Origin of the sequence: Azospirillum brasilense, assembly GCF_003349955.1 — a bacterium.
In the GTDB taxonomy this organism is placed as follows: Bacteria; Pseudomonadota; Alphaproteobacteria; order Azospirillales; family Azospirillaceae; genus Azospirillum; species Azospirillum brasilense_B.
The window spans coordinates 92,121-117,046 of record NZ_QLKQ01000001.1 but is presented as its reverse complement, the minus strand read 5'-3'; the positions used below and the strand labels follow the sequence as shown (position 1 = coordinate 117,046).

The window sequence follows — 24,926 nt, the reverse complement described above, 5'->3', positions numbered from 1 at the left end:
GATATCGAACAAGAACGCAGGAGGGAGGATATGGCCGGCATCGGAGCAAATCCGCTCGATGCACAAGCGTCGCCCGAGAAGCCGCAGGCTTCCGGAACCCAGACGCTGATGCGCGGCCTCGCCCTCCTGGAATGCGTGGCGGCGGGTATCGGTGACGTGAAGGGCATCGCCGCCAAGCTGGGCACCCCGCGCAGCACCACGCACCGGATGCTCAACAGCCTGACCCAGGACGGCTATCTGCACCATGTGCCCTACAAGGGCTACCTGCTGGGGCCGAAGCTGATCGCGCTCGGCATGCGCGCGCTGGAGCAGCGTCCGCTGGTCGCCGTCGCCCGTCCGCACATCGAGGAGCTGGCCCGCCAGACCGGCGACACCGTCCATCTCGGCGTCGTCGAGGGGGCGGAGGTCTTCTACCTCGACAAGATTCCGAACACGCGCGGGCTGGAGATGCGGTCGCGCATCGGCCTGCGCATGCCGCTGGCCTCCACGGGGCTGGGCAAGGCGCTTCTCCTCGGCCTGCCGCGCGAGCGCTGGCCGGCGCTGTACGATCAAGCGCTCCGCCTGACCGCGGCGGCGCCGGAGCGGCCGCCGCTGGCGCCCTGGCCGGAGTTCGAATCCCGGCTGGCCGCCTATGTGGACCGCGGCTGGTCCTTCGACCTTGAAGAAAACGAAATCGGCATCCGCTGCGTCGGCGCGCCGATCCGTGACGTCCGCAACCAGGTCGTCGCCGCCATCAGCGTGGCGAGCGCCGTGCCCTACATGCCGGACGAACGGATGGAGGAGCTTGGACCCATCGTCCGGGCGGTCGCCGACGCGATTTCAAAGGATTTGGGATGGAAACGGGACGAACAGGCGTCGGGGCATCGCTGATCGCCCTCGACTGGGGAACGTCGAGCCTGCGCGGCTTCCTGATGGGCGGCGACGGGCGGGTGCTGGACCAGCGCGCCAACGCGCATGGCATCCAGAACCTGCCGATGCCGGGCATCGCCGGCTTCGAGCAGGCCTTCGCCGACCTGTGCGGCGACTGGCTGACCAAGCACCCCCGCCTGCCGGTGGTGGCCGGCGGCATGGTCGGCAGCGCCCAGGGCTGGCGTGAGGCCCCCTATGTCCGCTGCCCCGCCGACACGACCACCCTGGCCTCGCAGGCCATCCCGGTGGAGAGCGCGTCGGGGTCCCGCATCCTGATCGCCCCCGGCGTCCTCTACGACCCGCCGAGCGGCCCGCCGGACATCCTGCGCGGCGAGGAGATCCAGATCGCCGGCGTGCTGGCCGACCGTCCCGACTGGGGCCGCGACGCCTGCATGGTGCTGCCCGGAACCCATTCCAAATGGGTGGAGATCGTCGGCGGGCGCATGATCCGCTTCTCCACCTACATGACCGGCGAGACCTTCGCCGTGCTGTGCAAGCACTCGATCCTCGGCCGGCTGATGCCGACGGACGCCGCCCCGGCAGAGGCCGAGTCCGACGCCGCCTTCGCCGAGGGCGTGCGGGCGGCGCAGGCCAGCGGGCCGGGCGACTTCACGCACCAGATCTTCGCCGCGCGCACGCTCGGCATCACCCGCCGCATGCCGGCGGAGCTTCTGAAGGATTACCTGTCCGGCCTGCTGATCGGCCACGAGCTGGTCTCCGGCCTCGGCCACATGCGCAACGAGCTGCATGAGGGCCGTCCGCTGCTGCTGATCGGCGAGGGCGCGCTCTGCCGCCGCTACGTGCGCGGCCTGGAGCTGCTGGGCGTCGAGCCCACCGACCGGCTTGAGAACACCGCCCCGCGTGGGCTCTTCCAGTTCGCCGTTGCCGCCGGCCTGATCGCGCCGGCGGGGGAGTAACCGATATGTCCGACGATTCCATCAAGGCCCGCTTCGACGCCGCCTTTGCCGCCCTGCCGCTGGTCGCCATCCTGCGCGGCCTGACCCCCGCGGAATCGGAGGGCGTCGCGCAGACGCTCTACGACAGCGGCTTCCGCATGATTGAGGTGCCGCTGAACTCGCCCGATCCGTTCACGAGCATCGCCGCCGTCCGCCGGCTGCTGCCGCGCGACGCGCTGGTCGGCGCCGGCACGGTTCTGGAGGTGGAGCAGGTGGCCCGCCTCAAGGAGATCGGTGCCGATCTGGTCGTCATGCCGCACGCCGACACGGCGGTGATCCGCGCCGCCAAGGCCGCGGGGTTGGTCAGCCTGCCCGGAATCGCCACGCCGACGGAAGCTTTCGCAGCGCTGTCAGCCGGGGCCGACGCCCTGAAGATCTTCCCGGCGGAACTGGTCGGCCCGCGCATCATCAAGGCGATGCGCGCCATCCTGCCCGCCGGCACCCGTCTGCTGCCGGTGGGCGGCATCGCTCCGGACACCATGGCGCCGTTCCTTGAGGCCGGCGTGGCCGGCTTCGGTCTGGGCTCTGCGCTCTACGCGCCCGGCCTGTCTGCCGCCGAGGTCGGCGAGCGGGCCGACGCCTTCGTCGCCGCGTGGCGGCGTCTCAACCCGCGCTGACCGGACCCACGGCAACAGCGCACCATCCCGCGGCCGGTCGCAGAATGCGCCGCGGGCTTCCTCCCCCCCTCACCATCACAAGCAATTTTCCAGGGAGAACGTTCATGAAGGGCTATCGTTTCGTCACCGGCGCCGTCGTCGGCGCGCTGACCTCCGCCACGATGATGGTCGCCGTTCAGGCCGCCGAGTACCCGACCAAGGCGATCGAGCTGATCGTTCCGTACGCCGCCGGCGGCGGCACCGATCTGGTGGCCCGCGCCTATGCGGACGCCGTGAACCGCCACCTGCCGCAGTCGGTGGGCGTGGTGAACAAGACCGGCGGCGGCGGTGCCGTCGGCCTGTCGGAGATCATGGCCGCCCGTCCGGACGGCTACCGCATCGGCATGGGCACCGTGGAGATCACCACCCTGCCGAACCTCGGCGTCGCCCGCTTCACGGCCGATGACTTCACCCCGATCGCCCGCCTGAACGCCGAGCCGAGCGCCATCACGGTCAACGCCAACGCGCCGTGGAAGACCATCGAGGAGTTCCTGGCCTACGCCAAGGAGAATCCGGGCAAGGTCCGCATCGGCAACTCCGGCACCGGCGCCATCTGGCACCTGGCCGCCGAGGCCCTGGCGACCAAGTCGGGCCTGAAGTTCAGCCACATCCCGTACGACGGCGCCAACCCGGCGGTCACGGCGCTCCTCGGCAACCACATCGAGGCGGTCAGCGTCAGCCCGGCCGAGGTGTCGAGCCACATCGCCGCCGGCACGCTGCGCATCCTGGCCGTGATGGACGACCAGCGCTCCAAGGCGTTCCCGGACGCCCCGACGCTGAAGGAAAAGGGCATCGACGTGACGGTCGCCACCTGGCGCGGCATCGTCGTTCCGAAGAAGACCCCGGCGAACATCGTCGAGACGCTGCGCGCCGCCTCCAAGAAGGCGGTCGAGGAGCAGGGCTTCCGCGACCAGCTGACCAAGATGAACCTCAGCTACGCTTATCTCGACGGCCCGGAGTACAAGGTGGCCATGGAGAAGGACGCCGAGATGTTCAAGGTGCTGATGAAGCAGATCGGCCTGTCCAAGTAAGCCGATCCTAAGCAAGCCGCTTCACGTAAGCCGCATCCCCGGCGTGTCCCCGGCGGCCTTCGGGCCGCCGGGCGTCCGAAGGAGATTCATTCATGAGCAACGCTCCCGCTCCGGGCGGCAAGGTTGGCCTGCGCCCGCAGGACCGCCTTGCCACGCTGGTCATCGCTGTCCTCGTCATGGCGGTCGCTGTGGCCGCCATCATCGTCGCGGGTGATTTCCCGCCGACCATGCTGGAGACCGACGTCGGCCCTGCACGCTTCCCGATCATCTTCGCGGTCGCCCTTCTGGTGCTCTGCGCGATCCTGGTCTTCAACACGCTTCGGGCGCCGGCCGCTCCCCCGGACGATCCGGCGCAGGCCGAACCCAAGGCCAGCTACGGCACGGTGGCCATCGGCATCGTCGCGACCGCCGCCTGCCTGTACGCCATGGAGTTCGTCGGCTACGCCATCGCGACGCCGATCTACCTGTTCGGCCTGATGTGGCTGATGGGGCGGCGCAACGTGATCGCGAACGCCGCCATCGCCGCCGTGCTGACCGCGCTCATCTACGCCGCCTTCGCCGTGGCGCTCAGCGTGCCGCTTCCGGTCGGGAGTCTTTTCGAATGACCCGAACCGATCCGACCGGCCGCAACACTCCGCTGACGGAGGGGTGAGATGTACGAACTCGACATGCTTCTTCACGGCGCGCAGGCGCTGTTCAACCAGCCCATGGCGCTGCTGCTCGCCCTGTTCGGCGTTACGCTGGGCATCATCATCGGCGCGCTGCCCGGCCTGACGGCAACGATGGGCGTGGCGATCCTGCTGCCCTTCACCTTCGGCATGGACCCGCTGTCGGGCCTGTTGATGATTTCCGGTGTCTTCTTCGGCGGCATCTACGGCGGGTCGGTCACGGCCATCCTGCTCAAGATTCCCGGCACCCCGGCCGCCGCCGCCACCGCCATCGACGGCTTCGAGCTGACCAAGAAGGGGCAGGCCGGCATCGCGCTCGGCACCGCCACCTTCTCGTCCTTCCTGGGCGGCACGGCCAGCGTGTTCGTGCTGATCTTCCTGGCCCCGGTGCTGGCGCGCTTCGCGTTGGAATTCAGCGCGTCGGAATCCTTCGCGCTCGCCGTCTTCGGCCTGTCGATCATTGCCAGCATTTCCGGCGTGTCGGTCATCAAGGGCCTGATCTCCGGCTTCCTCGGCCTGCTGCTGGCGACCGTCGGACTCGACCCGATGGGCGGCTTCCCGCGCTACACCGGCGGCTACACCGAGCTGTTCAACGTGCCCTTCATCCCGGTGATGATCGGCCTGTTCGCCGCCGCCGAAGCCTTCAAGTCGCTGGAGGACCCGCAGGTTCGCGCCGGCATGGCCGCGGCGCTGGACCGCATCATCCCGCCCTGGCACATGTTCCGCCGCCAATTGGGCAACATCGCGCGCTCTTCGGGCCTCGGCATCATCATCGGCATGATCCCGGGCGCCGGCGCCGACATCGCCGCATTCGTCGCCTACAACGAGGCCAAGCGCTTCAGCAAGACGCCCGAGAATTACGGCAAGGGCGAGCTGGGCGCCGTCGCCGCTTGTGAATCCGGCGCCAACGGTTGCACGGGCGGCGCGCTGCTGACCATGCTGACTCTCGGCATCCCCGGCGACGCGGTGACCGCCGTGATGCTGGGCGCCCTGACGCTCCAGGGCCTGCAGCCCGGCCCGCTGCTGTTCAAGGACCATGCCGATCTGGTCTTCACGCTGTTCGCCGGCATGCTGGTCTGCTACGTGATGATGCTGGTGGTCGGCCTCGGCTCGCTGCGCTTCATGGGGCGCATCCTGCAGATGCCGAAGTCGGTTCTGACGCCGTGCATCCTGGCGCTGTGCATCGTCGGTACCTACGCCATCAACAACAGCCTGTTCGACATCTGGATCATGCTGGCCGCCGGCGTCGTCGGCTACTTCATGCAGAAGTGGGACTTCCCGGCCTCGCCCGTCGTGCTCGCCCTCATCATGGGGCCGATGGCGGAGGCGAACTTCCGCCGCGCGTTGTCGTTGTCGGGCGGCAGCTACGACTTCCTCTACACCCGCCCGATCACCGCGGTCCTGCTGACCATCGCGATCCTGACGCTGATGCTTCCGCTGCTGCGCCGCCTGTGGGCGCAACGCTCGCCCGGCGGACCGACGACGATCAACCCGGCCGCTGGGAGCAGCCGCATGGGGACCCCGGAATGACGACCACGACCAGCATCGGCCTGGAGGCCGTCTTCGATCCCGAGCTGCGCAACGGCACCGGCGAGAATCCGGTCTGGGACACCGAGCGGGCCTCATGGACCTGGATCGACATCCCGGCGCGGACCATCCACCGGCTCGACCCGTCCAGCGGTGCCCACCGCCGCTGGACCCTGCCGGAGATGATCGGCAGCCTCGTCCTGCGTCCGGACGGCGGCGCGGTCTGCGCCTGCGAGACCGGAATCTTCGACGTGGACCTGCCGGACGAAGGCGGGGAGGCGGTGGTCACCACCCTCGCCACCCACCGCTTCCCCAAGGAGGGCATGCGCTTCAACGACGGGCGCTGCGACCGGCAGGGGCGGTTCTGGCTGTCCAGCATGGTCATGGACATCAGCAAGGGTGACTCCTCCGGCCTGTGGCACCGCTTCACGCGGGCCGACGGGCTGACCGAGACGGGCACCGGCGGCTACATCATCCCCAACGGCTCCGCCTTCAGCCCGGACGGGCGCACGCTCTACGCGTCCGACAGCCACCGCGACGTGCGGATGGTCTGGGCCTGGGACTATGACACGGACACCGGCACCGCCGGCAACCGCCGCCCCTTCGTCGACATGCGGGCCATGGTCGGGCGCCCCGACGGTGCCGCGGTGGACGTCGACGGCTGCTACTGGATCTGCTGCCTGGATGAGGGTTGCATCAAGCGCTTCACTCCGAACGGCGACCTCGACCGCCGCATCGAGGTGCCGATGCGCAAGCCGACCATGTGCGCCTTCGGCGGGCCGGACCTGCGGACGATGCTGGTCACCTCGCTCAGCCGCGGGCCGGCGGACCTCGCCGAGGACCCGCATGGCGGGCGCGTCCTGATGTTCGATCCCGGCGCCCAGGGCCTGCCGGAACCCCGCCTGGCCGATTGAACCCTCTCCCCTCTGGGGAGAGGGTGGCCTGAAGGGCCGGTGAGGGGGGTGCGCGTCGCGGTGCGTCCGGCAAAAGCGCAACCCCCTCACCCTAACCCTCTCCCCGGAGGGGAGAGGGAATGTCAAGACCAAGACACGAGAGGCAAGGAATGTTTGACGATCTGAAGGGCAAGCGCGTTCTGATCACCGGCTCCACCCAGGGCATCGGCCTGGCGGCGGTGGAGGCGTTCGCCCGCGCCGGCGCCAAGGTCGCCATGAACGGCCGCCGCGTTCCGGCGGACCTGGAGACCACGCTGGCCCGCCTGAACGGGCTGGGCGGCGAGGTCGTCTTCCTCCAGGCCGACGTGTCGGACAGCGCGGCCTGCGGCACGCTGGTCGAGGCCTTCGTCGAGCGCTTCGGCGGCATCGACGTGCTCATCAACAACGCCGGTGGTCTGGTCGCGCGCAAGCCGCTGCCGGAGATCGACGACGCGTTCTTCGACGCGGTGACCGACCTGAACTCGCGCTCCGCGCTGATGGTGACCAAGCACGCCCTGCCGCACCTGAAGGCCGCGGCGGCGCAGAACGGCACCACCTCTTCGGTGATCTCGGTCGGTTCGGTCGCCGGCTACACCGGCGGCGGTCCGGGCGCCGGCCTGTACGGCGCGGCGAAGGCGTGGCTGCACAACATCCAGAAGAACTGGGTGGCCTTCCACACCAAGGACGGCATCCGCTTCAACATGGTCTCGCCGGGCACCTTCGACACGGCCTTCCACGCCGACAAGGACGAGGACACCAAGGCCCGCATCGGCTCGGGCTTCCCGATGGGCCGCTTCGGCCGTCCGGAGGAATGCGCCCCGACCTTCCTGTTCTTCGCGTCGCACGCCTGCAGCGGCTACATCACCGGGCAGGTTCTCGACGTCAACGGCGGCCAGTATATGCCGTAACGGGACCTGCTGTAACGGTTGGCGAACCCGTCCGCGTCCGCCTGGGTCAGAGCGGGCGCGGCGGGATGCCCGCCGTGAGGGCCGCCGTCTTGGCGGCGATGGCCGGCAGGGTGGGGAAGGGCACGCCGTCCTCGCACCGCAACTGGCGGGCCACCGCGTGCAGGGTGCCGTGATGACGGCGGCAGAGGATGCCGTCGGTGTCGCGGTCGTAGAGCCGGACGAACTGGACGGGCGCCGCTCCGTCCTCCGCATGGACCTCCACCTCCACCAAGTGGGTGCAGAAGGAGCAGGCGGTCAGCGGGTCCGTCGAATCGAAGGCCACGCCGGCCTCCAGGCAGCGCCGGGCGAAGGCTTCGAGCAGCACCGACGCGCTGTCCACCGTTTCCAGCCCGCGCAGGGCGCGCACGACGTCGCGCATGTGGCCGACCTCCGGCAGGATCAGTCCGGCGGCGGAATGGCGGTCGTGGATCACCAGCTTCATCATGATGCGCAGGCCGTTTCGAACAGGGGGGGGCGGTGGTTGGCCGTGCCGCCCGCGGCGGCGTAGCCGGGCCGGCTCGACCAGACCCGTTGGCGGATGCGAATCTGCGTCCGGCAGTCCGCCGAACAGTAGAGCGGAGCGGGGCCGCGGCCGGAACTGCGGGTGAAGGGACGCCCGCAGCAGGCGCAATGGAGCTTGGGCGTGGGAGTGGTCTGGAGCTTACGGGTGTGTGTCGGCGTCGTCATGGCTGGATTCACGAGGCATTTCCAAAGTTGGACGGACTATACGAGCGGTCTGTGACAGTTTGACGGGTGGGGGCGGGCTACCACTTTTTCGCGCCCCGCCCGTCGCTCGCGGACACGGAAACGCCCTTGGGGGCCGGCCGGTTCCCCTCGGCGCGGCACAGCGTCCGGTGAACTCGGACAATGCATAAAATTAAGTTGTTTTTTCGCCGTAAGACGATTTTTAGGAGAGAGTTGTTCTTCATTTAAGCACTGATAAATTGTCTTTGCCGATAAAAAATCGCGTTGTAAGGTCGCCTCTGGCGGACGTGGGTGTTTCGGCAGGCCAGTGACGCGCTGGTTATGGCTGGCGCCCCAAACCGGGGGAGCGCCGGATCGTCTTGTCCGCCGCAAGAGGAAGGGGCGGATATGGGAGCACCGACGAAGGCGACGATTCTCATCGTGGATGACACCGCCGACAACCTGTCGCTGCTGAGCAGCCACCTGAAATCCATTTATGCGGTCAAAACGGTGAACAACGGCGACGCCGCTCTGCGCATCGCCTTTTCCGACCATCCGCCCGATCTGATCCTGCTCGACGTGATGATGCCGAGCATGGACGGCTACGAGGTGTGCCGCCGCCTGAAGGCCGATCCGCGAACCAGCGACGTTCCGGTGATCTTCCTCACCGCCCGCACCTCGGTGGAGGACGAGAAGTTCGGCCTCGATCTGGGCGCCGTCGATTACATCAGCAAGCCGATCAGTCCCCCCATCGTCTTGGCGCGGGTGAAGAACCACCTGTCGCTGAAGGCCACCGCCGACTCGCTGCGCGCCACCGTCGAGGAGGTGCGGGCCGCCCACAGCCGGCTGGAGGAGACGCAGCAACACCTGATCCAGACGGAGAAGATGGCGGCGTTGGGCCTTCTGGTGTCCGGTGTCGCCCATGAGATCAACACGCCGATCGGCGTGGCCTTGACCGCGGTGTCCCATCTCTCCGGACTGGTCGAATCGTTGGCCTCGCAATTCCAGAGCGGGGCGATCCGCAAATCCGACCTCGCCCGCTTCCTGGAGAACGCGCGGGAGGGGACCCTGCTGGTCACCACCAACATCGTGCGCACCGCCAACCTGATCCAGAGCTTCAAGCAGGTCGTGGTGGACCGTGCCGGATCGGAACGGCGGGTGTTCGACCTCAAGGACTATCTCTCCGACGCGCTGTTCGGGCTGGACCCGCATCTGCGCGAGGCCGGGCACAGCCTCACCGTGTCCTGTCCCGCCGGTCTGGCCATCGACAGCCATCCCGGCCCATTGTCGGAGGTGCTGTCCATCCTGATCCGCAACGCGGTGGCCCACGCCTTCCGGCCCGGCCAGAACGGGCGCGTCATCCTGTCGGTCACGGCGCGGGAGGAGGATTGGGTGGAACTGCGCCTGTCCGACGATGGCAAGGGGATCGACCCGGAGCATCTGCCCAAGCTGTTCGATCCCTTCTTCACCACCCGCCGGGGCATCGAATATCCGGGGCTGGGGCTCTACATCGCCTTCAACCTCGTCCATCAGGTGCTTCAGGGGACCATCGAGGTCGAAAGCCAGCCCGGCGGCGGCGCCAGCTTCGTCGTCCGCATGCCGAGGCGCGTCTCCGCTCCGGCCGACGCGCCGGCCTGAGGTCGGCTCGCAGAGGAATCCGCAATCAGCAGGCCGGAATGCGCGCGGCGACACGCTCCAGCACCGATGGGGGATCGACCGGCTTGGCGATGTAATCCACCGCCCCCATGGCGAAGCCGCGTTCCCGGTCGGCCTCGTCGGCCCGTCCGGTCAGGAAGATCACGGGGATGTTGCGGGTTTCCGGCGCCTCCTTCAAGGCGGCGCAGACCTCATAGCCGTCCATCTCCGGCATGACCACGTCCAGCAGGATCAGGTCCGGCGCCGGAATCGCGGCGGCGATCTCCAGCGCCTTGCGCCCGTTGTTGGCGACCTTCACCCGATAGCTGTCCTTCAGCAGGCCGCTGAGCAGCTTCAGATTGTCCGGCGTGTCGTCAACGACGAGGATGGTGGGCTTCGACGCGGCAGGAGCCGGTGCGGGCGATGCGATGTCCATGAAAGCGTTCCGAATTGGAAGCCGGGGGGCCGGCGTCTGTCAGGATTGGGTGGTCATGCCGCGGTCGATCAGGGCCGCGTCCAGGGTGGCGGCGGCCTCGTCGAAGTCGAAATTGCGGATCTGGCCGACGATGGCTTCGAACCGATCGGGGAAGGCCGCTTGCAGAAGGTCGGCGTTCGCCGTCAGCACGTCCTCGGCGTCGGGATCGCTGTCGAGCAGAAGCTGGCGGAGCCGGTGGCACAGGCCGCGGAGTTCGGCCGCATCCACCATGGCCGGCGGGACCGCGGACGGCGCGCCGTCGCCGTTCGTCGTCAGTGCCGCGTCCAGATGGGCGAGAAGGGCACCCAAAGGCGGTTTCAACGCGGCCAGCCGGGCGTCGATCTCCGGGCGTGGCCGGGCATCGCGGATGGCCGTTTCCAACTGTTCGGCGGCATCCTGGACCGGGTGGGCGCCGATGTTGCCGGCGGTTCCCTTCAGCGTGTGGGCGTACCGCTCCGCCGTGATGACGTCGCCCGCGTCCAGCGCCGAGCGGATCGCGGTGACCACTCCGCTTTGTCCGGCGGAGAACTTGCGCAGCAGGTCGAGGTAGAGACGCTTCTTGCCCAGCACCCGCGACAGCCCGGTGACGGTGTCGAGTCCGGGAACGCCGGTGGGCAGGTCGCCCGGGTCTTCCACAGCCGGCGCGGGGTTGGGAGCCGGGGACCCGGCGCCCAACCCCGGCCGGGGCGTGATCCAGGCCAGCAGGGTGTCCCACAGCGCATCCGGGTCGATGGGCTTGGCCAGATAATCGTTCATGCCGGCGTCGAGGCAACGGTCGCGGTCGGCCTGCATGGCGTTGGCGGTCATGGCGACGATGGGCAGGCCGGTGAAGCCCAGCCGGCGGATTTCCACGGTCGCGGCGACGCCGTCCATGACCGGCATCTGCATGTCCATCAGCACGAGGTCGTAGTGGGCCGCCTGCACCATGCCCACGGCGATGGCGCCGTTCTCCGCGACCTCCACCACCAGCCCGGCGTCGCCCAACAGCTCGCAGGCCACCTGCTGGTTCAGGTCGTTGTCCTCCGCCAGCAGGATGCGGGCGCCGCGCAGGTGCGACAGGTCGGCGGCGGACGTGGCGGCGGTCGCCGAAGGGGTGTCCGCCGTCTGCTCGTCCGCGCCCAGAACCCGCATGATGCCGTCGAACAGGGCGGACGGGTTGACCGGCTTGAACAGAACCTCTTCGATCGCCGTGTTCTCGGCACCCTTCAGCACCTCCTCCCGGCCATAGGAGGTGACCATGATGTGGTGGGGGGCCTGGTCCAGCTCCAAAGCGGCGAGGCCGGCGGAGGTCTCCAGGCCGTCCATGCCCGGCATCTGCCAATCCAGAAGGACGACACGGAAGGGCCGCCCCTCGCGCGCCGCGAACCGCGCCGCCTGGATGGCGGCGGGGCCGGACTCCACGGCCTCCGCGGTGAAGGACATGGCCGACAGCATGTCGGTCAGCACGACGCGGGCGTTCTCGTTGTCGTCCACCACCAGACAGCGCAAGCCACGCAGGTCCGGCCGCGGCAGCAGAACGCGGCGCGGCTTGTCGCGGCCCAGCCGGGCGGTGAACCAGAAGCAGGAGCCACGGCCCGGCGCGCTGTCCACCCCGACCGAACCGCCCATCAGCTCGGCCAGCCGCTTGGAGATGGCCAGCCCCAGACCGGTGCCGCCGTACTTTCGGGTGGTCGAGGCGTCGGCCTGCTGAAAGCTTTGGAAGAGCTGATTTTTCTGGTCGTCGTTCAAACCGATGCCGGTGTCGCGCACCTCGAAGCGGACCAGAAGCTCGCTCCCGACCTCCTCCTCCAGCCGCACGATGATGGCGATCTCGCCGCGCTCGGTGAACTTGACCGCGTTGTTGGCGTAGTTGACCAGGATCTGTCCGATGCGCAGCGGATCGCCGAGCAGGTCGCTGGGCACGTTCTGGGCGACGTCGAAGATCAGTTCCAGCCCCTTGGCCGCGGCCTTTTCTGCGATCAGGTCGGCCAGCGTGCCCAGCACCTTGTCGAGGTGGAAGCCGGTGCGCTCGACGCTCAGCTTCCCGGCCTCGATCTTGGAGAAATCCAGGATGTCGTTGATGATGCCCAGCAGATGCTGGCCGGATTGGCTGATCTTGAGCACGTAGTCGCGCTGGCGCGGCGTCAGGTCGGTTTTCAGAGCCAGATGCGACAGACCGATCACCGCGTTCATCGGGGTGCGGATCTCGTGGCTCATGTTGGCAAGGAAGCTGGCCTTCGCCTGGGACGCCGCCTCCGCCCGGTCGCGGGTCAGGCGCAGCTCCTCGGCCTGGGTGCCCAGCCGGACGACGGCGTTCAGGATGCTGTCCAGCTCCTGGGTGCGGGCGCCGGGAAGCCGGATGTCGCGCTCGCCCTCGCCGATGCGGCGCAGACCGTCGGCCGCGAAGAGCAGGGGCCGCACCACATGGCGGCGGATCAGCAGCCCCGCGGCGATGAAGATCGCCAGCACCGCGACGAAGGCGAACTGGATGACCTGCGACACCAGACGGGTGCGTTCCTGGATCTGACCCAGCCGGCCAGCCGTCAGCTCGGTCACGTCGACGAGCAGCCGGTCGCCGACCGTGTTCAGTTCGACGAGCGTCTGCGCCCATTTCTCGGCGAGGCGCTCCTCCTCGGCGGGCGCGACCGCATCGCCGGAGGGGGGACTCTCCAACCGCCGCGCCTTCGCCGAGGAGACCTGCCGGATCACCGCGTAGGCGTCCGTCACCTGCCGCTTCAGCGCGGGATCGAACTGGAAGGTCGGGTGGAAGGCCAGCGCCTGGGCGGCCAGCAGGGCCTCGCGGCGGCGGCGGGCGTCGTCGGCGGACAGGACGATCGCCCCCGACTGCTTCAGCCGCTCCAGATTCACGACGGCGCGTTGGCGCTCCAGGATCAGCGGCACCATGCGGTCCTGGCTGTCGGCGGCCAGCCGTTCCATCTTGCCCTGTTCGGCGACGATGCCGAGGAAGAGGAGGCCGATCAGCGCCAGCAGGATCGCGCCGCCGGTCAGAATCGCCGGCTGCAGCCGTACGCGGGGATGCCTGCGGTCGCGGGCGGGCGTCATGGCCGGTTCCGGATCAGTAGATGTCGAAGGGGAAGTAATTGCGGTTGATCCGCTGATAGGTGCCGTCGTTGCGCAAGGCCGTCAGCGCCCGGTCCACCGACTCCTTCAGCGCGTGCCGCTCGGGCGGGAAGACGATGTGCACGGTTCCGCCCAGCCCATCCTCCGACATCGGGGTGCCGATGGTTTCGAAACCATCCCCGGAATCGGACAGCAGGAAATGCACCACGTTCAGCGTCGGGCCGATGGCCATGTCGCTTTGACCGCTGCGCATGGCTTCCCACAGGTCGTCGAGTGTGGAGACGGGAATCACGTTGGCGTTCAGCGCCGGATCGGCGCCGGCCAGGCGGAGCAGGGCCGCGTGCTGCCGCGAGCCGCGGATGGCGGCGATGCGCCGGCTGCGGACCGCGTCCTCCAGACCCAGTTCGGGCACGCCCCGCCGTCCGACCAGACTGGTGCTTGATCGCCAGTAGGGGATCGAGAACAGAAGCCGCTGCTCGCGGTCCGGCGTGCGCAGGACGTTGCCGAAACCGATGTCGAAGCGTCCCGCGGCGACGTCGTCGATGATCTGCTTGAAGGGGGCCGCGTCGAAGCTGCACACCACGTCCATCGACCGGCACAGCTCGCGCCCGAAATCGATGTTGAAGCCGACCAGCAGCCCGTCGGCGTTACGGTCGCTGAAGGGCGGCGAATGGTCGATGACCACGATGCGCAGGAACGGCTTGCCGGCCGGCGGCGGTGCGTCCGCCCGTGCCGTCTGGGCCAGCGCGAGTCCGGCGGACAGGGCCGCGATGATCGCAAGGACCGGTGCGGCGGGGAAGCGCATGCGGAAACCCATCGGGGCCTCAGTACATCCGGAAGGGCAGGAAGCGGGAGCTGATGGCGTCGTAGCGCCCGTCCGCGAGGATGGCGCGCAGGGCCATGTTGACGCGGTCGCGCAGTTCCTCGCGCCCCAGCGGCAGGGCGATGGCGGATTCGCCGCCCAGTCCGCTCTCGGTCAGCGGGTCGCCCACCACCTCCAGCGCCTCTCCCTCCGCGCTGGTCAGCAGGTGGACGGTGACGGCGGTCGGGGCCAGCGCCAGATCGACCCGCCCATCGATGACGGCGCGCAGCGCCTCCGCCTGATCGTCGTAGATCACGGTTGTGCAGCCGGTGTTCTTCGCGGCGAGGTAATCATACTGCTTCGAACCGCGGGTGACGGAGACGCGCTTCCCCGCCAGATCCGGCGCCACGCCCGGCGTCCATTCCCCGGCCCGCCCGATGTAGCTGGAGCTGGACCTCTTGTGGCGGTCGGTGAAGAGGTATTTCTTCATCCGCTCCGGAGTCTTCAGGATGCTGGCGACCGCGAAGTCGGCGGCGTTGCGGTCGAGCAGGTCCAGAACCTCCGGGAACTGCAGGGCGGTGATCTCGCAGCGGATGCCCATGGTGTCGCACAGCGCCCGGGCGATCTCCACCTCGAAGCCGGTCAGCGTGCCCTGCTCATCCACCATCGCGTAGGGCGCCATCCTCCAGGTCAGCACCCGGTAGACCTCGTCCGCACGGGCGGACACCGTTGCCAGAACGCAGAGCAGGATGGCAAGCCACAGGGTCGCGACGGTGCGGAACGGCATCAGGCGGTGCATAAGCGGCCTCGGCAAAGCGGAACGATGGAGCGCGGCGCCCGTTCGGCGTTTCGGCGCCGCGGATACGGAGCGCCTGGATTGAACTTCCACGCTTTCACCGGACCATTTTCCGGCTTCTTCGAGACAATACCATCAAGAAAAGACCGGTCAAGCTGGTATTAACCTCATAAGTTGTTTTATCTCTGGAGCATATCGCCGGGATGGTGTCTTGCGGATCGCCCGTCGCCGGTGTTTCCTTCGGGTTTTACCGACCCTGGCGATCGTCAGGCCGCCAGGGTGCGCGACAGCGCCTTGACCTTTCCGGTCGATTCCGCGGCTTCCTCGGTGGCGCGGGCGATGCCGGCCATGTTGCCGCTGATGGTCGTGATGGCGTCGGCGGTGAGCTGCATGTGGGCCGAGATGTCGCGGACCACCGCGCTCTGCTCCTCCGTGGCAGACGCGATGGCAGTGGAGATGCCATTCAGTTTGCGGATTGTCCCGCCGATCGAACTGATGGCGCGGGCGGCGGAATCGGTGGCCCCCTGTACGTTGGCGATCTGCGAGGTGATCTGTTCCGTCGCCTTGGCCGCCTGGGTCGCCAGCGCCTTCACCTCTGTCGCGACCACCGCGAAGCCCTTGCCGTTCTCCCCGGCCCGCGCGGCCTCGATGGTCGCGTTCAGCGCCAGCAGGTTGGTCTGGTTGGCGATGTCCGAGATCATCTTGACCACCAGGCCGATCCGCTTGGCGGCCTCCACCAGCTCCTCGACGGTCGCGCCGATCCGTTCGGCCTCGCCGACCGCTTCGTTCGAGATGACGGAGGCGGTGGCGGTCTGTTGGCTGATCTCGTTGACGGAGGCGACGAGTTCCTCGGCGCCTGCGGCGACGGATTGCACGGTGTGGCTGGTCTGGGCGGCGGCGGTCGCGGCGGCGGCGGCCTGCCGGTTGGCATCGGCGATGGCTTGGCTGATGTGGCCGAGGTCGCCATCCACCGTGCGCCCGACGCCGGCGCGGTTCAGCCGCTCCTTCACCCGCTCCGTGATGTCGGTGGCGAACTTGACGACCTTGACGAGGCGGCCTTGCGGGTCGAAGACGGGGTTGTAGCTGGCCTGGATCCACACATCCCCGCCATCCTTGCGCAACCGTCGGAACTCGGTCGTCTGATGCTCGCCGCGACGGAGCGCGTCCCAGAACCGGCGGTAGCCGTCGCTGTTGCGCTCCTCCGGCGCCACGAACATGGCGTGGTGCCGGCCGGCGATTTCGTCCAGCCGATAGCCCATGGTGGCAAGGAAGTTGGCGTTCGCCGTCAGGACGTTGCCGGTGATGTCGAATTCGATGACCGCCTGCGATTTGTTGATCGCGGCGATCTGCCCCTCCTGGTCGGCGGCGTGGCGTTTGACGGCGGTGATGTCGATCGCACAGACCACGATCCTGGTGGTGCGGCCCCCCCGGTCGCGGATCGGCGCGAAGATCGCCTGGACCCACGTCTCCCGCCCCGTCGCGCCGAGCAGCAGGCATTCCCCGGACCACGGTTCGCCCCGCCGCAGCGCGTCCCACAAGCCCTTCGGGTTGCCGCCTCCCTCGCCGTGAAGGGAAAGAACCGATGACCATTGCCGGCCTTTGACCGCGTCCCGGCTGCAGCCGAGCGCCGCAACAAATGTGTCGTTTGCGGAAAGAACAATTCCGTCCAGCGAAAGTTCGACAATGGACTGCGCGGCATCCAGCGCCGCGAGCTTGGCTGTTTCTTCCGCGCGCTTCGTTGACAGGAGTCTGAACATGGCATCACCAGGGGGCTTGTGGAAATGGCCGTTGGAAGGTACGCGGGATTGATTTAGATGCCACTAATCATGGATTTCAAATAAATTTGTTACATAGTGGCGCGTCAAATGGTCATAATCTTATCGTTTACGGCGTTTGTAATATACAATGGCGGATCTCTGGCCAAATCAGTCCTGCATCATCAGTTTTGACTCGTCCCTGGTAAATTTCAGAAGCATTTGCGGAACAGAAATTACCAGACAGATCGTCAATCCTTGCTGGTCTCACGTGCCAAGTCTGGATCGCGCCGTCCCCGCTGCCGGATGGGCCTTGGTGACAGAGTGCTTCACCGCGATGTCGAACCGTTTTTCCCAACAGTTGACAAGGAAACCATCACGCTATAGTTTCCTAGGAAACTAGCGGGAGTGCCGGTTGCCCGAATCGACCATCAGCCCCCTCGACGCGCATCTCGGCTACTGGCTGCGCTTCGTGTCGAACCATGTGTCCCACGCCTTCGCCGCGAAGCTGGCGGAACGGGGGGTGACCGTCGCCGAATGGGTGGTCCTGCGTGACCTCCACAGCCGCGACGGCGTTGCGCCCAGCCTTCTCGCCGACCGGCTGGGCATGACGCGGGGCGCCATCTCGAAACTGGCCGACCGGCTCGCCGCCAAGGGGCTGCTCACCCAGACCACCGATGCGGACGACCGGCGTTGCCAGACGCTGGCGCTCACCCGGCAGGGGCGGGCGCTGGTGCCGGACCTCGCCGCCCTGGCGGACCGCAACGACGCGGATTTCTTCGGCCACCTCGACCCCGCCGAGCGGGCACGGATCGAGGAGACTCTGAAGGGCATCGTCCGCCGGATGGGGCTGCGCTCCATTCCCATCGATTGACCGCGACGCGCGCGCTTGCACGGAGGAAATGTCATGAACTCCAAAATCACGGCCATCCTGCGGGAGTGCAGCCGCGCTTCGGACGAGGAGCGCACCACCTTCCCCGAGGTTGTCGCGGCGCTGGCCGTCGCGGGGGTGGAGCGCTACCACACCGACCTCGTGCGCGCGGAAACCACCTATTACTTCCCGGACGGGACGACGGAGCGGCTGGAGGCCCGACCTTCCCCGCTGCCGCCGGCCCTGGACTTTTCGGCGGAGGGGGTGGAAGCCGCCGTCCGCGCCATCCAGTCCGGAGCGATCCGTTACGGCGGCTTCTGCGAGCGGGTGCTGCGGGCCGGCTGCGCCGGCTGGACGGTCAGCCTCCTGGGCCGTCGGGTCGTCTATTACGGCCGCAGCGGCGACAGCCACACCGAGTGGTTCCCCAGCGCACGCTGACGCCGCCTTACCTCCGTCACCAGCCCAGGCGGCGGGACAGCACGGGGCCGAGGTCGCCGCGCCACTCCTTCAACTCGGCCTCCGCGCGCTCGACCGCCCGCTGGTCGCGGTAGCGCTTGAGCGCACGGTTCGCGTCGCCGCGCGCCTCCATGGCGGCCAAGCGCTTCGCCACCTCCGGGTCCGACGCCACGGCCTGCCGCCAGCGCTCCAGCCGCACCTCCGCCACCGCGTCGACGATGGGTTGCAGCGCTGGCATGCGGCCCAGCTTCTTCACGCCGGGCGCCAGCCGGGCGGCGGCGGCGGCGGCGGCCTCCTTGGGGATGCGTGGGAAGGCCCGCTGCACCGCCTTGGTCAGGGCGTCCTTGATGTCCTCGCCGCGTTGCTTGGCTTCGGCGCCCCGGCTCACCCGCGCGGCGGCGCGCGCCTGCTTCCTGGCGTGCCAGGACAGGATGCCGTCGGCGATCTCCCGCGCGTCGGCGTCGAGCCAGACGACGCTCCCCGCGCCGGCCGCGAGCAGGGCCTTCGCTTCGTCGGGCAGTTCCGGATCGTCCGCGGAGGCCGTTCCGGCGAGCCCCAGGGCCTTCAGCGACCGCAGCGAGCGTGCCCGCCCCTCGTCGCCGGCCAGCAGAACGGATTCCGCCATCGCCCCGCCGTCCAGCAGGCTGTGCAGAAGCTCCAGGTCGCCATGCGTCCAGCGGCGGGCGGCGGTCAGCCGCTCCACCCGCAGGCGCAGCAGGTCGCGCGCCGCCGGGCGCGCGGCGGCGGGAACGCAGCGTTCCACACGCCACACCCCGCCCTCGAACCGTGCGGCGGCCCATTGCGCGCCGTTCTCGACGGGCTGGTCGGTGGAGAAGGCGTCGCCCAGATTCCATCGGTCGCTGGCCCGCAGGCAGCCCTCCGGCGGCGCCAGCCATGGCGTTCCCGGCTTGGAATAGAAGCTGGCGGCCACCGGGCTGCGCAGGACGAAGCGCCAGCCCGCGACCTCCGCGGCAAGGCTGTCTGGCATGGCGGCCGGACGCGGCGCATCACCCAGCTTCAAGAGGGGTTCGGGGGCGTCCTGGCTGGGCAGAGAGGTTTCGGGCGACGGGTGTTCAGACGGCATGACGGCTCCTTCCGGCGGCACTGTAGCACAGGGCGGAACGGCACCCCGCAACTTTAGCCGCACCCCAGCCTGTCATTTTCAAACGCCATGTGGAAATTTTCTAAAAGAAAATCAGCAATATCTATCGTCAATTTTGGAACTTTGTGGAGAACACGCTCCTGATGTGGCGTTTCAAGGTTCTTTGACCGAAATCAAGGAAAGACGTCTTGCTCTGCCTTTGAATCGGACAATGCTGTCCGTTTTCGAGGATTCTGTGATGCGATTATTGTCCATCAAAGTCACTCTACCGGTGATTGTTGGCGGGCTTGCCCTGCTTGGAATTTTCATGGCGGGAGATGCCGCGCTCGTGGCCCTTCGCGGCGTCGAAGCGGCGTCGGCTTACCGGAACGTCAATCGGGTGGCTGGTGGATTGGTCGTCGCCGCCGGAGAGTTCGCCCTCGAGCGGGGAGCCACCAACGGAGCGCTGAACGGGGCCGGTGCGCTGCCCCCTGAACGGCTCGCCCGGCTGCAGCAGCGCCGCGATGCCGCCGACGCCGCGTTGCGCACCGCGCTGGAGGCGCTTCCCACCATTCCCGAAATGGTCCCGCACGGTCCGCGCCTGAACGAGGTGGAGGCATCGTCGGCCTCCTTCCGGGACGACCGGCGCAGAGTGGACGAGGCGTTGGCCCGCGACGCCGGCGGGCGTCCGCCGCAGGTGGTGTCGGGCTTCGCCGGCACCATCACAGCCCATATCGAACGGATCGGCGCCTTGCGCCTGCTGCTGGAGGCGGTCGCTCCGCCGCCGAAACCGGCAACGCTGCAACTTGTCCAATTGCGCGGCTACGCGGCCGACATGGCCGAACACGCCGGGCGGGAGCGTGGTCTGTTCAGCGCCCTCATCGCCAGTGGGCGACCGGTCGCCCCCGGACAGGCCGAAGCCCTTGCGAAATCCCGCGGGCGGTTGGAACAGGCGTGGGACGGCATCCGCGCCCTGCGCACCCGGCCGGACATCGCGCCCGACCTCGCGCGGGCCATCGACGGGGTCGAAACCGCGTATTTCCAAGCGTTCGCCGAGACCCGGCAGGCGGTGCAGAAGGGAGGGGCGGACGGCCGTTATCCCTTGACCGTCGACGACTGGATGAGCCGGGCGACCATGGGCATCGACTCCATCCTCAGGCTGGCCGGAACGGTGGGCGCCGCCATCGACGCGGCGGTCGCGGAAGCCGCGGAGGAGGCGCGCACCGACCTGCTCGTCAGCCTTGCCGTGCTCACGCTCAGCCTGATTCTGGGCATCGGAGGCTCGCTGCTGGTGATCCGGCGGATCGTCCGCCCGCTGACGGCGATGACCGAGGCCATGCGGCAACTGGCCGATGGCGATCTGACGGCGGCCATCCCCGGCACCGGGCGCCGCGACGAGATCGGCGCCATGGCGCAGGCCGTCGCGATCTTCCAGGAGCACGCCGTCGCCCGCGAGCGGCTGGAGGCCGAGCAGCGGCGCGACCGGGAGGCGCGCGAGCGGCGGGCGGCCGATCTGGACCGGCTGACACGGGGCTTCGAAGCCAAGGTGAGCGGGCTGGTCGGCACCCTGTCCTCCGCCGCGACGGAGATGGAGGCGACCGCCGGCTCCATGTCGGCGGCGGCCCGGCAGACCGACCAGCAGTCCTTCGCCGTGGCCGCCGCGTCGGAACAGGCCTCGACGAACGTGCAGACCGTGGCGGCGGCGACCGAACAGCTCACCGCCTCCATCCGGGAGATCGGCAACCGCGCCGCCCAGTCGCAGGCCATCACGACGCGGGCCGTCGCGGACGCCCGGCGGACGGACGAGACGGTGCGGCTGATGGCGGGCTGCGCCCAACGCATCGGCGAGGTGGTCGGGCTGATCCAGGCGATCTCCAGCCAGACCAACCTGCTGGCCCTCAACGCCACCATCGAGGCGGCCCGCGCCGGCGACGCCGGCAAGGGCTTCGCCGTCGTGGCGCACGAGGTGAAGACGCTGGCGAGCCAGACCGCCCAGGCGACCGACGACATCGCGGCGCAGATCGCCCAGGTGCAGACGGTGACGCGCGACGCCGTCGAGGCGATCCGGGACATCGCCGGTGTGATCGGCGAGGTGAACGAGATCGCCACCGCCATCGCCGCCGCGGTGGAGGAGCAGGGCGCCGCCACCCAGGAGATCACCCGCAACGTCCATCAGGCGGCCGTCGGCACGCAGGAGGTCGCGTCCAACATCGCCGGCGTGCAGCAGGCGGCCAACGACACCGGGGCGGCGGCGACCCATGTGCTGAGCGCGGCGCAGGAGCTGTCGCAGCAGGCGGAGCGGCTGACCGGCGAGGTCGGCGACTTCCTCGCCGGCGTCCGCAGCGCCTGACCGCAACGGGTGCGACCTTACCAGGCGCTCGGGACCAAGCGCTCGGGCGGTGCTCAGTGGGGAGCGGACTCCTCCCCGGCGCCGTCCTGGCCGAAGCTGTGCAGGATGCGGGCGAAGCTGGTGGCGCCGGCGCTGCGCATGGGAACGAAGGGCTTGCCCATGCGGCGGCACAGCCCCTTGACCCGCAGGCAGGCGTCGTGGCTGACGCAGTCGACCGGACAGACCACCACGTCGGCGCGCTCGACCAGCCCTTCCAGGCAGCGGGTCGTCTGTTCGAACCCGCCGTCATGGTGAAGCAGGCAGCCGTTGCGGGTCTCCACCGCCGCCCGCAGGTGGGGCAGGCTCTTGGTCCGTCCGCCCACATAGAGGATGGCCCGCCCGCCGAGATCGGTCGGGGCGTTCGTCCCGGCGGCGGCGGTGCGGCGGAGCTGCGCGGCCGGCGGGTCGAGCAGGCGGCGCAGCCGCTCGACCTCGGCCTCGGCGTGGCGGGCGCGCATGCGCTCGCTGGCGACGCGGCGGTGCAGGGCGTCCATGGTGCGCAGCAGACGCGCCTGGCCCGGCGCCCGGACCGACGGGGTTTTCGGAACGTTGGGCGTTTCCGGAACCGCGGGTGCGGCCCGCTGGGCGGCGAGCTGTGCTTCCAGCTCCCGGATGCGGGCGTCCTTCTCGGCGACGCGTTCGGCGGCGGCGCGCTCCTGCTTCGCCAGCCGGGCGGTCAGCTCCTCGCAGCGCCGCGCCAGATCGCGGTTCTCGCGCAGTTGGCGGCGGTTCTCGCCCCCCATGATGTGGGAGAGCATGTGCACGTCGGCGAAGGCGCGCACCCGCACCGCGTCGGGCATGGCGCCGTGGCTCAGCACGCCCCAGTAGGCGGCGGCGACGTCGCCCGAGGCCACCGCGGCGGTCCACAGCGCCATCCACCCCTCTTCGGTCGTCTCGCGCGCGAAGCGCTTCACCGCGATGGCGAAGGTCTCGTCCAGCCGCTTGTGCATCAGCCGGGCTTCCGGCCCGTCCTCCGCGGCCTTCTCCACGAAATAGCGGTGGATGTCGTAGGGGCGGGCGTCCGCCGTGGGAACCAGCTTCAGCCGCCGGCACAGCCACGCCACATCCTCCGACGACAGGCAGGTGCCCACGATCGAGCAATGATACTCCGTGGGAATCGTCCACAGCTTCCGGCGCTTGGCCTGTCCCAGTGCACAGGATGGCACGGTCTTCCGACAACGCTCACACATCGTCTCCGCCCCCGATCGGCTTCGGCTGTTGGGTTTCCGGTTCCGTCCGGAGCCAAGCGGGGCCGTGGAGCGGAACATGCTCCACTAATAATGCGATTCATTCGCATTTGCAAATGAAGAGCGACGCGGGTCCGCTTCCGGGGGAGGCGGCTCAGGCCGGGAGAATGCGCTCGATCATCAGCCGGCGTGTGATGCCGTCCGTGTCGCTGTACGGCATGTGGGCCCCCTCTCGGAGACCGAGCAGGGCCACCCCGAGTGGTGAGGCGACGGTGATCTGGTCGTCCTTGGGCGACTGATCCGGGTAGACCAGTTCCCCCCATTCGGGCGGCATGCCGTCGTCGCGACGAAACAGCACCCGGCTGCCCATGCGCACGATCGTCCGGGGGAGGTCGCCTTCCGGGCGGACGATCGCCCGCTCCAACTCCCGCGACAGGAACACCGAGACCTCCGGGGCCTGCACGGCCAGCCGGTCCATCGCCCGCAGCAGGCGACCGTAATCCATGCGTCCGATCCAGATCAGCGGCCGATCGGTTTCCTCGGTCATCGATGCGTCCTTGACTGCGTGGCGGCGGTGATTCAAGCCCGGATGAACTCTCGCCCAGGGTCATTGTCCGCGACCATCCGTATGATTACGGAGCACAGGACGCAGGCCGACCTGTAAAAAATTTATCACTGTTTTTCAATGTGTTACTAGGTTTCCGTAGTAATACGGATATTTTGATCCGGGTTATTCCCCAGTAGAAAAGCCGTCCTATGCCTTAGGGGAAGTGAGCAGAACCTTCCAGGAAGGAGATGCGGCCAACCTTCGGTGCGCCTGACCGAAACCATGGGGAAAAGGAATGGACGATCTGCTTTCGGGGGCGTTGAGCCGCCTGGATGAAGCCGCCAAGCACGTCGAGGTGGATTCCGAGGTTCTCGAAAAACTGAAATACGCCAAGGAAACCTTGAGCGTCCGCCTGTCCGTGCGCATGGACGATGGATCGCGGCGCTCCTTCCCGGCGTGGCGGTGCCGCTACGACGACACGCGCGGCCCGACCAAGGGCGGCATCCGCTTCCACCCGAGTTCCAACGTGGAGGAGGTGACCACGCTGGCCTTCTGGATGACCTTCAAGTGCGCGGTGATGAACCTGCCCTACGGCGGGGGCAAGGGCGCGGTGAAGGTCGATCCGCACAGCCTGTCCAAGTCGGAGCTGGAGCGTCTGTCGCGGGCCTATGTGCAGGCCTTCGCCGGCATGATCGGACCCGACCGCGACATCCCGGCGCCGGACGTCTACACCAACTCCATGATCATGGGGTGGATGGCCGACGAGTACAGCTCCATCGTCCGCCAGCCGAGCCCGGCGGTCATCACCGGCAAGCCGCTGCCGCTCGGCGGCTCGCTCGGGCGCGACGACGCGACGGCGCGCGGCGGCTACTACCTGATCAAGCATCTGGAGGAGGATCTGCGCCTGTCCGGATCGGCCCGCCGGGTGGTGATCCAGGGCTACGGCAACGCCGGCTTCCACATCGCCCGCCTGCTGCACGCGGACGGCTACCGCATCGTCGGCCTGTCCGATTCCCGCGGCGCCATCGTCTGCGAGGACGGGCTGGACCCGCGGGCCGTGCAGGAGGCCAAGGAGCGCGGCGGCTCGGTGACCGCCTATACCGGGAACGGCGCCCGCGCGGTGACCGGCGACGAGCTGCTGGGCACCGATTGCGAGATCCTGGTCCCCGCGGCCCTGGAGGATCAGATCCACAAGGGCAACGCCGGGCTCATCAAGGCCCGCGTCGTCCTGGAACTCGCCAACGGCCCGATCACGCCGGACGCCGACCGCATCCTGAACGAGGCCGGCGTCATCGTCCTGCCCGACATCCTGGCGAACGCCGGCGGCGTCACGGTGTCCTATTTCGAGTGGGTGCAGAACCGCCAGGGCTACTATTGGGGCCTCGACGAGATTCACGAGCGCCTTCGCGTGATCATGGAGACCGAGGGCCGCCGGGTCTGGGACATGGGCACGGCCAGACGCATCCCGATGCGCACGGCGGCCTACGCCCACGCGCTGGAGCGGCTGTCGAACGCCATCGCCGCGCACGGAACGCAGCCGTTCTTCGTCGGCTGATCCGTGCG

General features: G+C 68.6%; 23 protein-coding genes. 13 read left to right on the top strand and 10 right to left on the bottom strand.

What is annotated here, in order from left to right:
• Positions 1 to 30 precede the first annotated feature (30 nt).
• The 8 genes from DXK32_RS00540 to DXK32_RS00505 all read left to right on the top strand — a co-directional run bounded on the left by DXK32_RS00540 (position 31) and on the right by DXK32_RS00505 (position 7,587).
• Positions 31 to 870 carry an IclR family transcriptional regulator gene (locus DXK32_RS00540; RefSeq protein WP_114856706.1) on the top strand — a complete coding sequence of 280 codons (840 nt, stop codon included), beginning with the start codon at positions 31 to 33 and terminating at the stop codon, positions 868 to 870.
• A complete protein-coding gene (locus DXK32_RS00535; protein WP_114856705.1) occupies positions 834 to 1,826 on the top strand; it encodes a 2-dehydro-3-deoxygalactonokinase in 993 nt (330 codons plus the stop codon). The genes DXK32_RS00540 and DXK32_RS00535 overlap by 37 nt, the downstream gene beginning before the upstream one ends.
• Before the next feature lie 5 nt (positions 1,827 to 1,831).
• Positions 1,832 to 2,482: a 2-dehydro-3-deoxy-6-phosphogalactonate aldolase gene (locus DXK32_RS00530; protein ID WP_114856704.1), complete on the top strand. Its 651-nt coding sequence runs from the start codon at positions 1,832 to 1,834 to the stop codon at positions 2,480 to 2,482.
• Positions 2,483 to 2,586: 104 nt separating this feature from the next.
• Positions 2,587 to 3,552 carry a Bug family tripartite tricarboxylate transporter substrate binding protein gene (locus DXK32_RS00525; RefSeq protein WP_059399493.1) on the top strand — a complete coding sequence of 322 codons (966 nt, stop codon included), beginning with the start codon at positions 2,587 to 2,589 and terminating at the stop codon, positions 3,550 to 3,552.
• A 92-nt stretch (positions 3,553 to 3,644) separates the two neighbouring features.
• On the top strand, positions 3,645 to 4,157 hold the full coding sequence (locus tag DXK32_RS00520; RefSeq protein ID WP_114856703.1) for a tripartite tricarboxylate transporter TctB family protein: 513 nt from the start codon (positions 3,645 to 3,647) through the stop codon (positions 4,155 to 4,157).
• A 48-nt stretch (positions 4,158 to 4,205) separates the two neighbouring features.
• Complete coding sequence (locus tag DXK32_RS00515; protein ID WP_114856702.1) at positions 4,206 to 5,750, top strand: tripartite tricarboxylate transporter permease; 1,545 nt, start codon at positions 4,206 to 4,208, stop codon at positions 5,748 to 5,750.
• Positions 5,747 to 6,661, top strand: a complete 915-nt coding sequence (locus DXK32_RS00510; protein WP_114856701.1) for an SMP-30/gluconolactonase/LRE family protein — start codon at positions 5,747 to 5,749, stop codon at positions 6,659 to 6,661. Before DXK32_RS00515 ends, DXK32_RS00510 begins: the two co-directional genes overlap by 4 nt.
• A gap of 149 nt (positions 6,662 to 6,810) precedes the next feature.
• On the top strand, positions 6,811 to 7,587 hold the full coding sequence (locus tag DXK32_RS00505) for an SDR family NAD(P)-dependent oxidoreductase (RefSeq protein ID WP_114856700.1): 777 nt from the start codon (positions 6,811 to 6,813) through the stop codon (positions 7,585 to 7,587).
• A 46-nt stretch (positions 7,588 to 7,633) separates the two neighbouring features.
• On the opposite strand, the gene DXK32_RS00500 is transcribed toward DXK32_RS00505, so the two are convergent.
• Entirely contained in the window at positions 7,634 to 8,071 is a 438-nt protein-coding gene (locus tag DXK32_RS00500) for a hypothetical protein (RefSeq protein ID WP_114856699.1), read from the bottom strand.
• Positions 8,068 to 8,313, bottom strand: coding sequence for a hypothetical protein (locus tag DXK32_RS00495; RefSeq protein WP_114856698.1), 246 nt, complete (start codon positions 8,311 to 8,313; stop codon positions 8,068 to 8,070). Before DXK32_RS00495 ends, DXK32_RS00500 begins: the two co-directional genes overlap by 4 nt.
• A 405-nt stretch (positions 8,314 to 8,718) precedes the next feature.
• Between DXK32_RS00495 and DXK32_RS00490 the strand changes: the two genes are divergently transcribed.
• The gene (locus DXK32_RS00490) at positions 8,719 to 9,948 is read left to right on the top strand and encodes a sensor histidine kinase (protein ID WP_114856697.1); all 1,230 of its coding nucleotides are present in this window, start codon (positions 8,719 to 8,721) and stop codon (positions 9,946 to 9,948) included.
• A 25-nt stretch (positions 9,949 to 9,973) separates the two neighbouring features.
• Here the strand turns inward: DXK32_RS00490 and DXK32_RS00485 are convergent, their stop codons facing one another.
• The 5 genes from DXK32_RS00485 to DXK32_RS33385 form a co-directional block, all read right to left on the bottom strand.
• On the bottom strand, positions 9,974 to 10,381 hold the full coding sequence (locus DXK32_RS00485) for a response regulator (RefSeq protein ID WP_114856696.1): 408 nt from the start codon (positions 10,379 to 10,381) through the stop codon (positions 9,974 to 9,976).
• A 39-nt stretch (positions 10,382 to 10,420) separates the two neighbouring features.
• Positions 10,421 to 13,462 (bottom strand): response regulator, encoded by a 3,042-nt coding sequence (locus DXK32_RS00480; RefSeq protein WP_114856695.1) that lies wholly within the window; start codon positions 13,460 to 13,462, stop codon positions 10,421 to 10,423.
• 13 nt (positions 13,463 to 13,475) lie between these two features.
• Positions 13,476 to 14,297, bottom strand: coding sequence for a substrate-binding periplasmic protein (locus tag DXK32_RS00475; protein WP_247876900.1), 822 nt, complete (start codon positions 14,295 to 14,297; stop codon positions 13,476 to 13,478).
• 7 nt (positions 14,298 to 14,304) lie between these two features.
• Positions 14,305 to 15,081, bottom strand: coding sequence for a substrate-binding periplasmic protein (locus DXK32_RS00470; RefSeq protein WP_114856694.1), 777 nt, complete (start codon positions 15,079 to 15,081; stop codon positions 14,305 to 14,307).
• A 263-nt stretch (positions 15,082 to 15,344) separates the two neighbouring features.
• Entirely contained in the window at positions 15,345 to 16,835 is a 1,491-nt protein-coding gene (locus tag DXK32_RS33385) for a methyl-accepting chemotaxis protein (protein WP_114856693.1), read from the bottom strand.
• Between the two features lie 412 nt (positions 16,836 to 17,247).
• Between DXK32_RS33385 and DXK32_RS00460 the strand changes: the two genes are divergently transcribed.
• Both DXK32_RS00460 and DXK32_RS00455 read left to right on the top strand, forming a co-directional pair.
• Entirely contained in the window at positions 17,248 to 17,706 is a 459-nt protein-coding gene (locus tag DXK32_RS00460; RefSeq protein WP_114856692.1) for a MarR family winged helix-turn-helix transcriptional regulator, read from the top strand.
• A 33-nt stretch (positions 17,707 to 17,739) separates the two neighbouring features.
• Positions 17,740 to 18,141 carry a DUF1398 domain-containing protein gene (locus tag DXK32_RS00455; protein WP_114856691.1) on the top strand — a complete coding sequence of 134 codons (402 nt, stop codon included), beginning with the start codon at positions 17,740 to 17,742 and terminating at the stop codon, positions 18,139 to 18,141.
• A 16-nt stretch (positions 18,142 to 18,157) separates the two neighbouring features.
• Here DXK32_RS00455 and DXK32_RS00450 read toward each other — a convergent pair whose 3' ends face one another.
• Complete coding sequence (locus DXK32_RS00450; protein WP_247876899.1) at positions 18,158 to 19,243, bottom strand: hypothetical protein; 1,086 nt, start codon at positions 19,241 to 19,243, stop codon at positions 18,158 to 18,160.
• 325 nt (positions 19,244 to 19,568) lie between these two features.
• Here DXK32_RS00450 and DXK32_RS00445 point away from each other — a divergent pair, with 325 nt between their 5' ends.
• Complete coding sequence (locus DXK32_RS00445; RefSeq protein WP_162801020.1) at positions 19,569 to 21,590, top strand: methyl-accepting chemotaxis protein; 2,022 nt, start codon at positions 19,569 to 19,571, stop codon at positions 21,588 to 21,590.
• A gap of 53 nt (positions 21,591 to 21,643) precedes the next feature.
• On the opposite strand, the gene DXK32_RS32875 is transcribed toward DXK32_RS00445, so the two are convergent.
• Both DXK32_RS32875 and DXK32_RS00435 read right to left on the bottom strand, forming a co-directional pair.
• Entirely contained in the window at positions 21,644 to 22,795 is a 1,152-nt protein-coding gene (locus DXK32_RS32875) for a DUF2325 domain-containing protein (protein ID WP_247876898.1), read from the bottom strand.
• 175 nt (positions 22,796 to 22,970) lie between these two features.
• Positions 22,971 to 23,363, bottom strand: a complete 393-nt coding sequence (locus tag DXK32_RS00435) for a GreA/GreB family elongation factor (protein ID WP_114856689.1) — start codon at positions 23,361 to 23,363, stop codon at positions 22,971 to 22,973.
• A gap of 295 nt (positions 23,364 to 23,658) precedes the next feature.
• On the opposite strand from DXK32_RS00435, the gene DXK32_RS00430 reads away from it, so the two are divergent.
• Positions 23,659 to 24,918: a Glu/Leu/Phe/Val family dehydrogenase gene (locus DXK32_RS00430; protein WP_114856688.1), complete on the top strand. Its 1,260-nt coding sequence runs from the start codon at positions 23,659 to 23,661 to the stop codon at positions 24,916 to 24,918.
• Positions 24,919 to 24,926 lie beyond the last annotated feature (8 nt).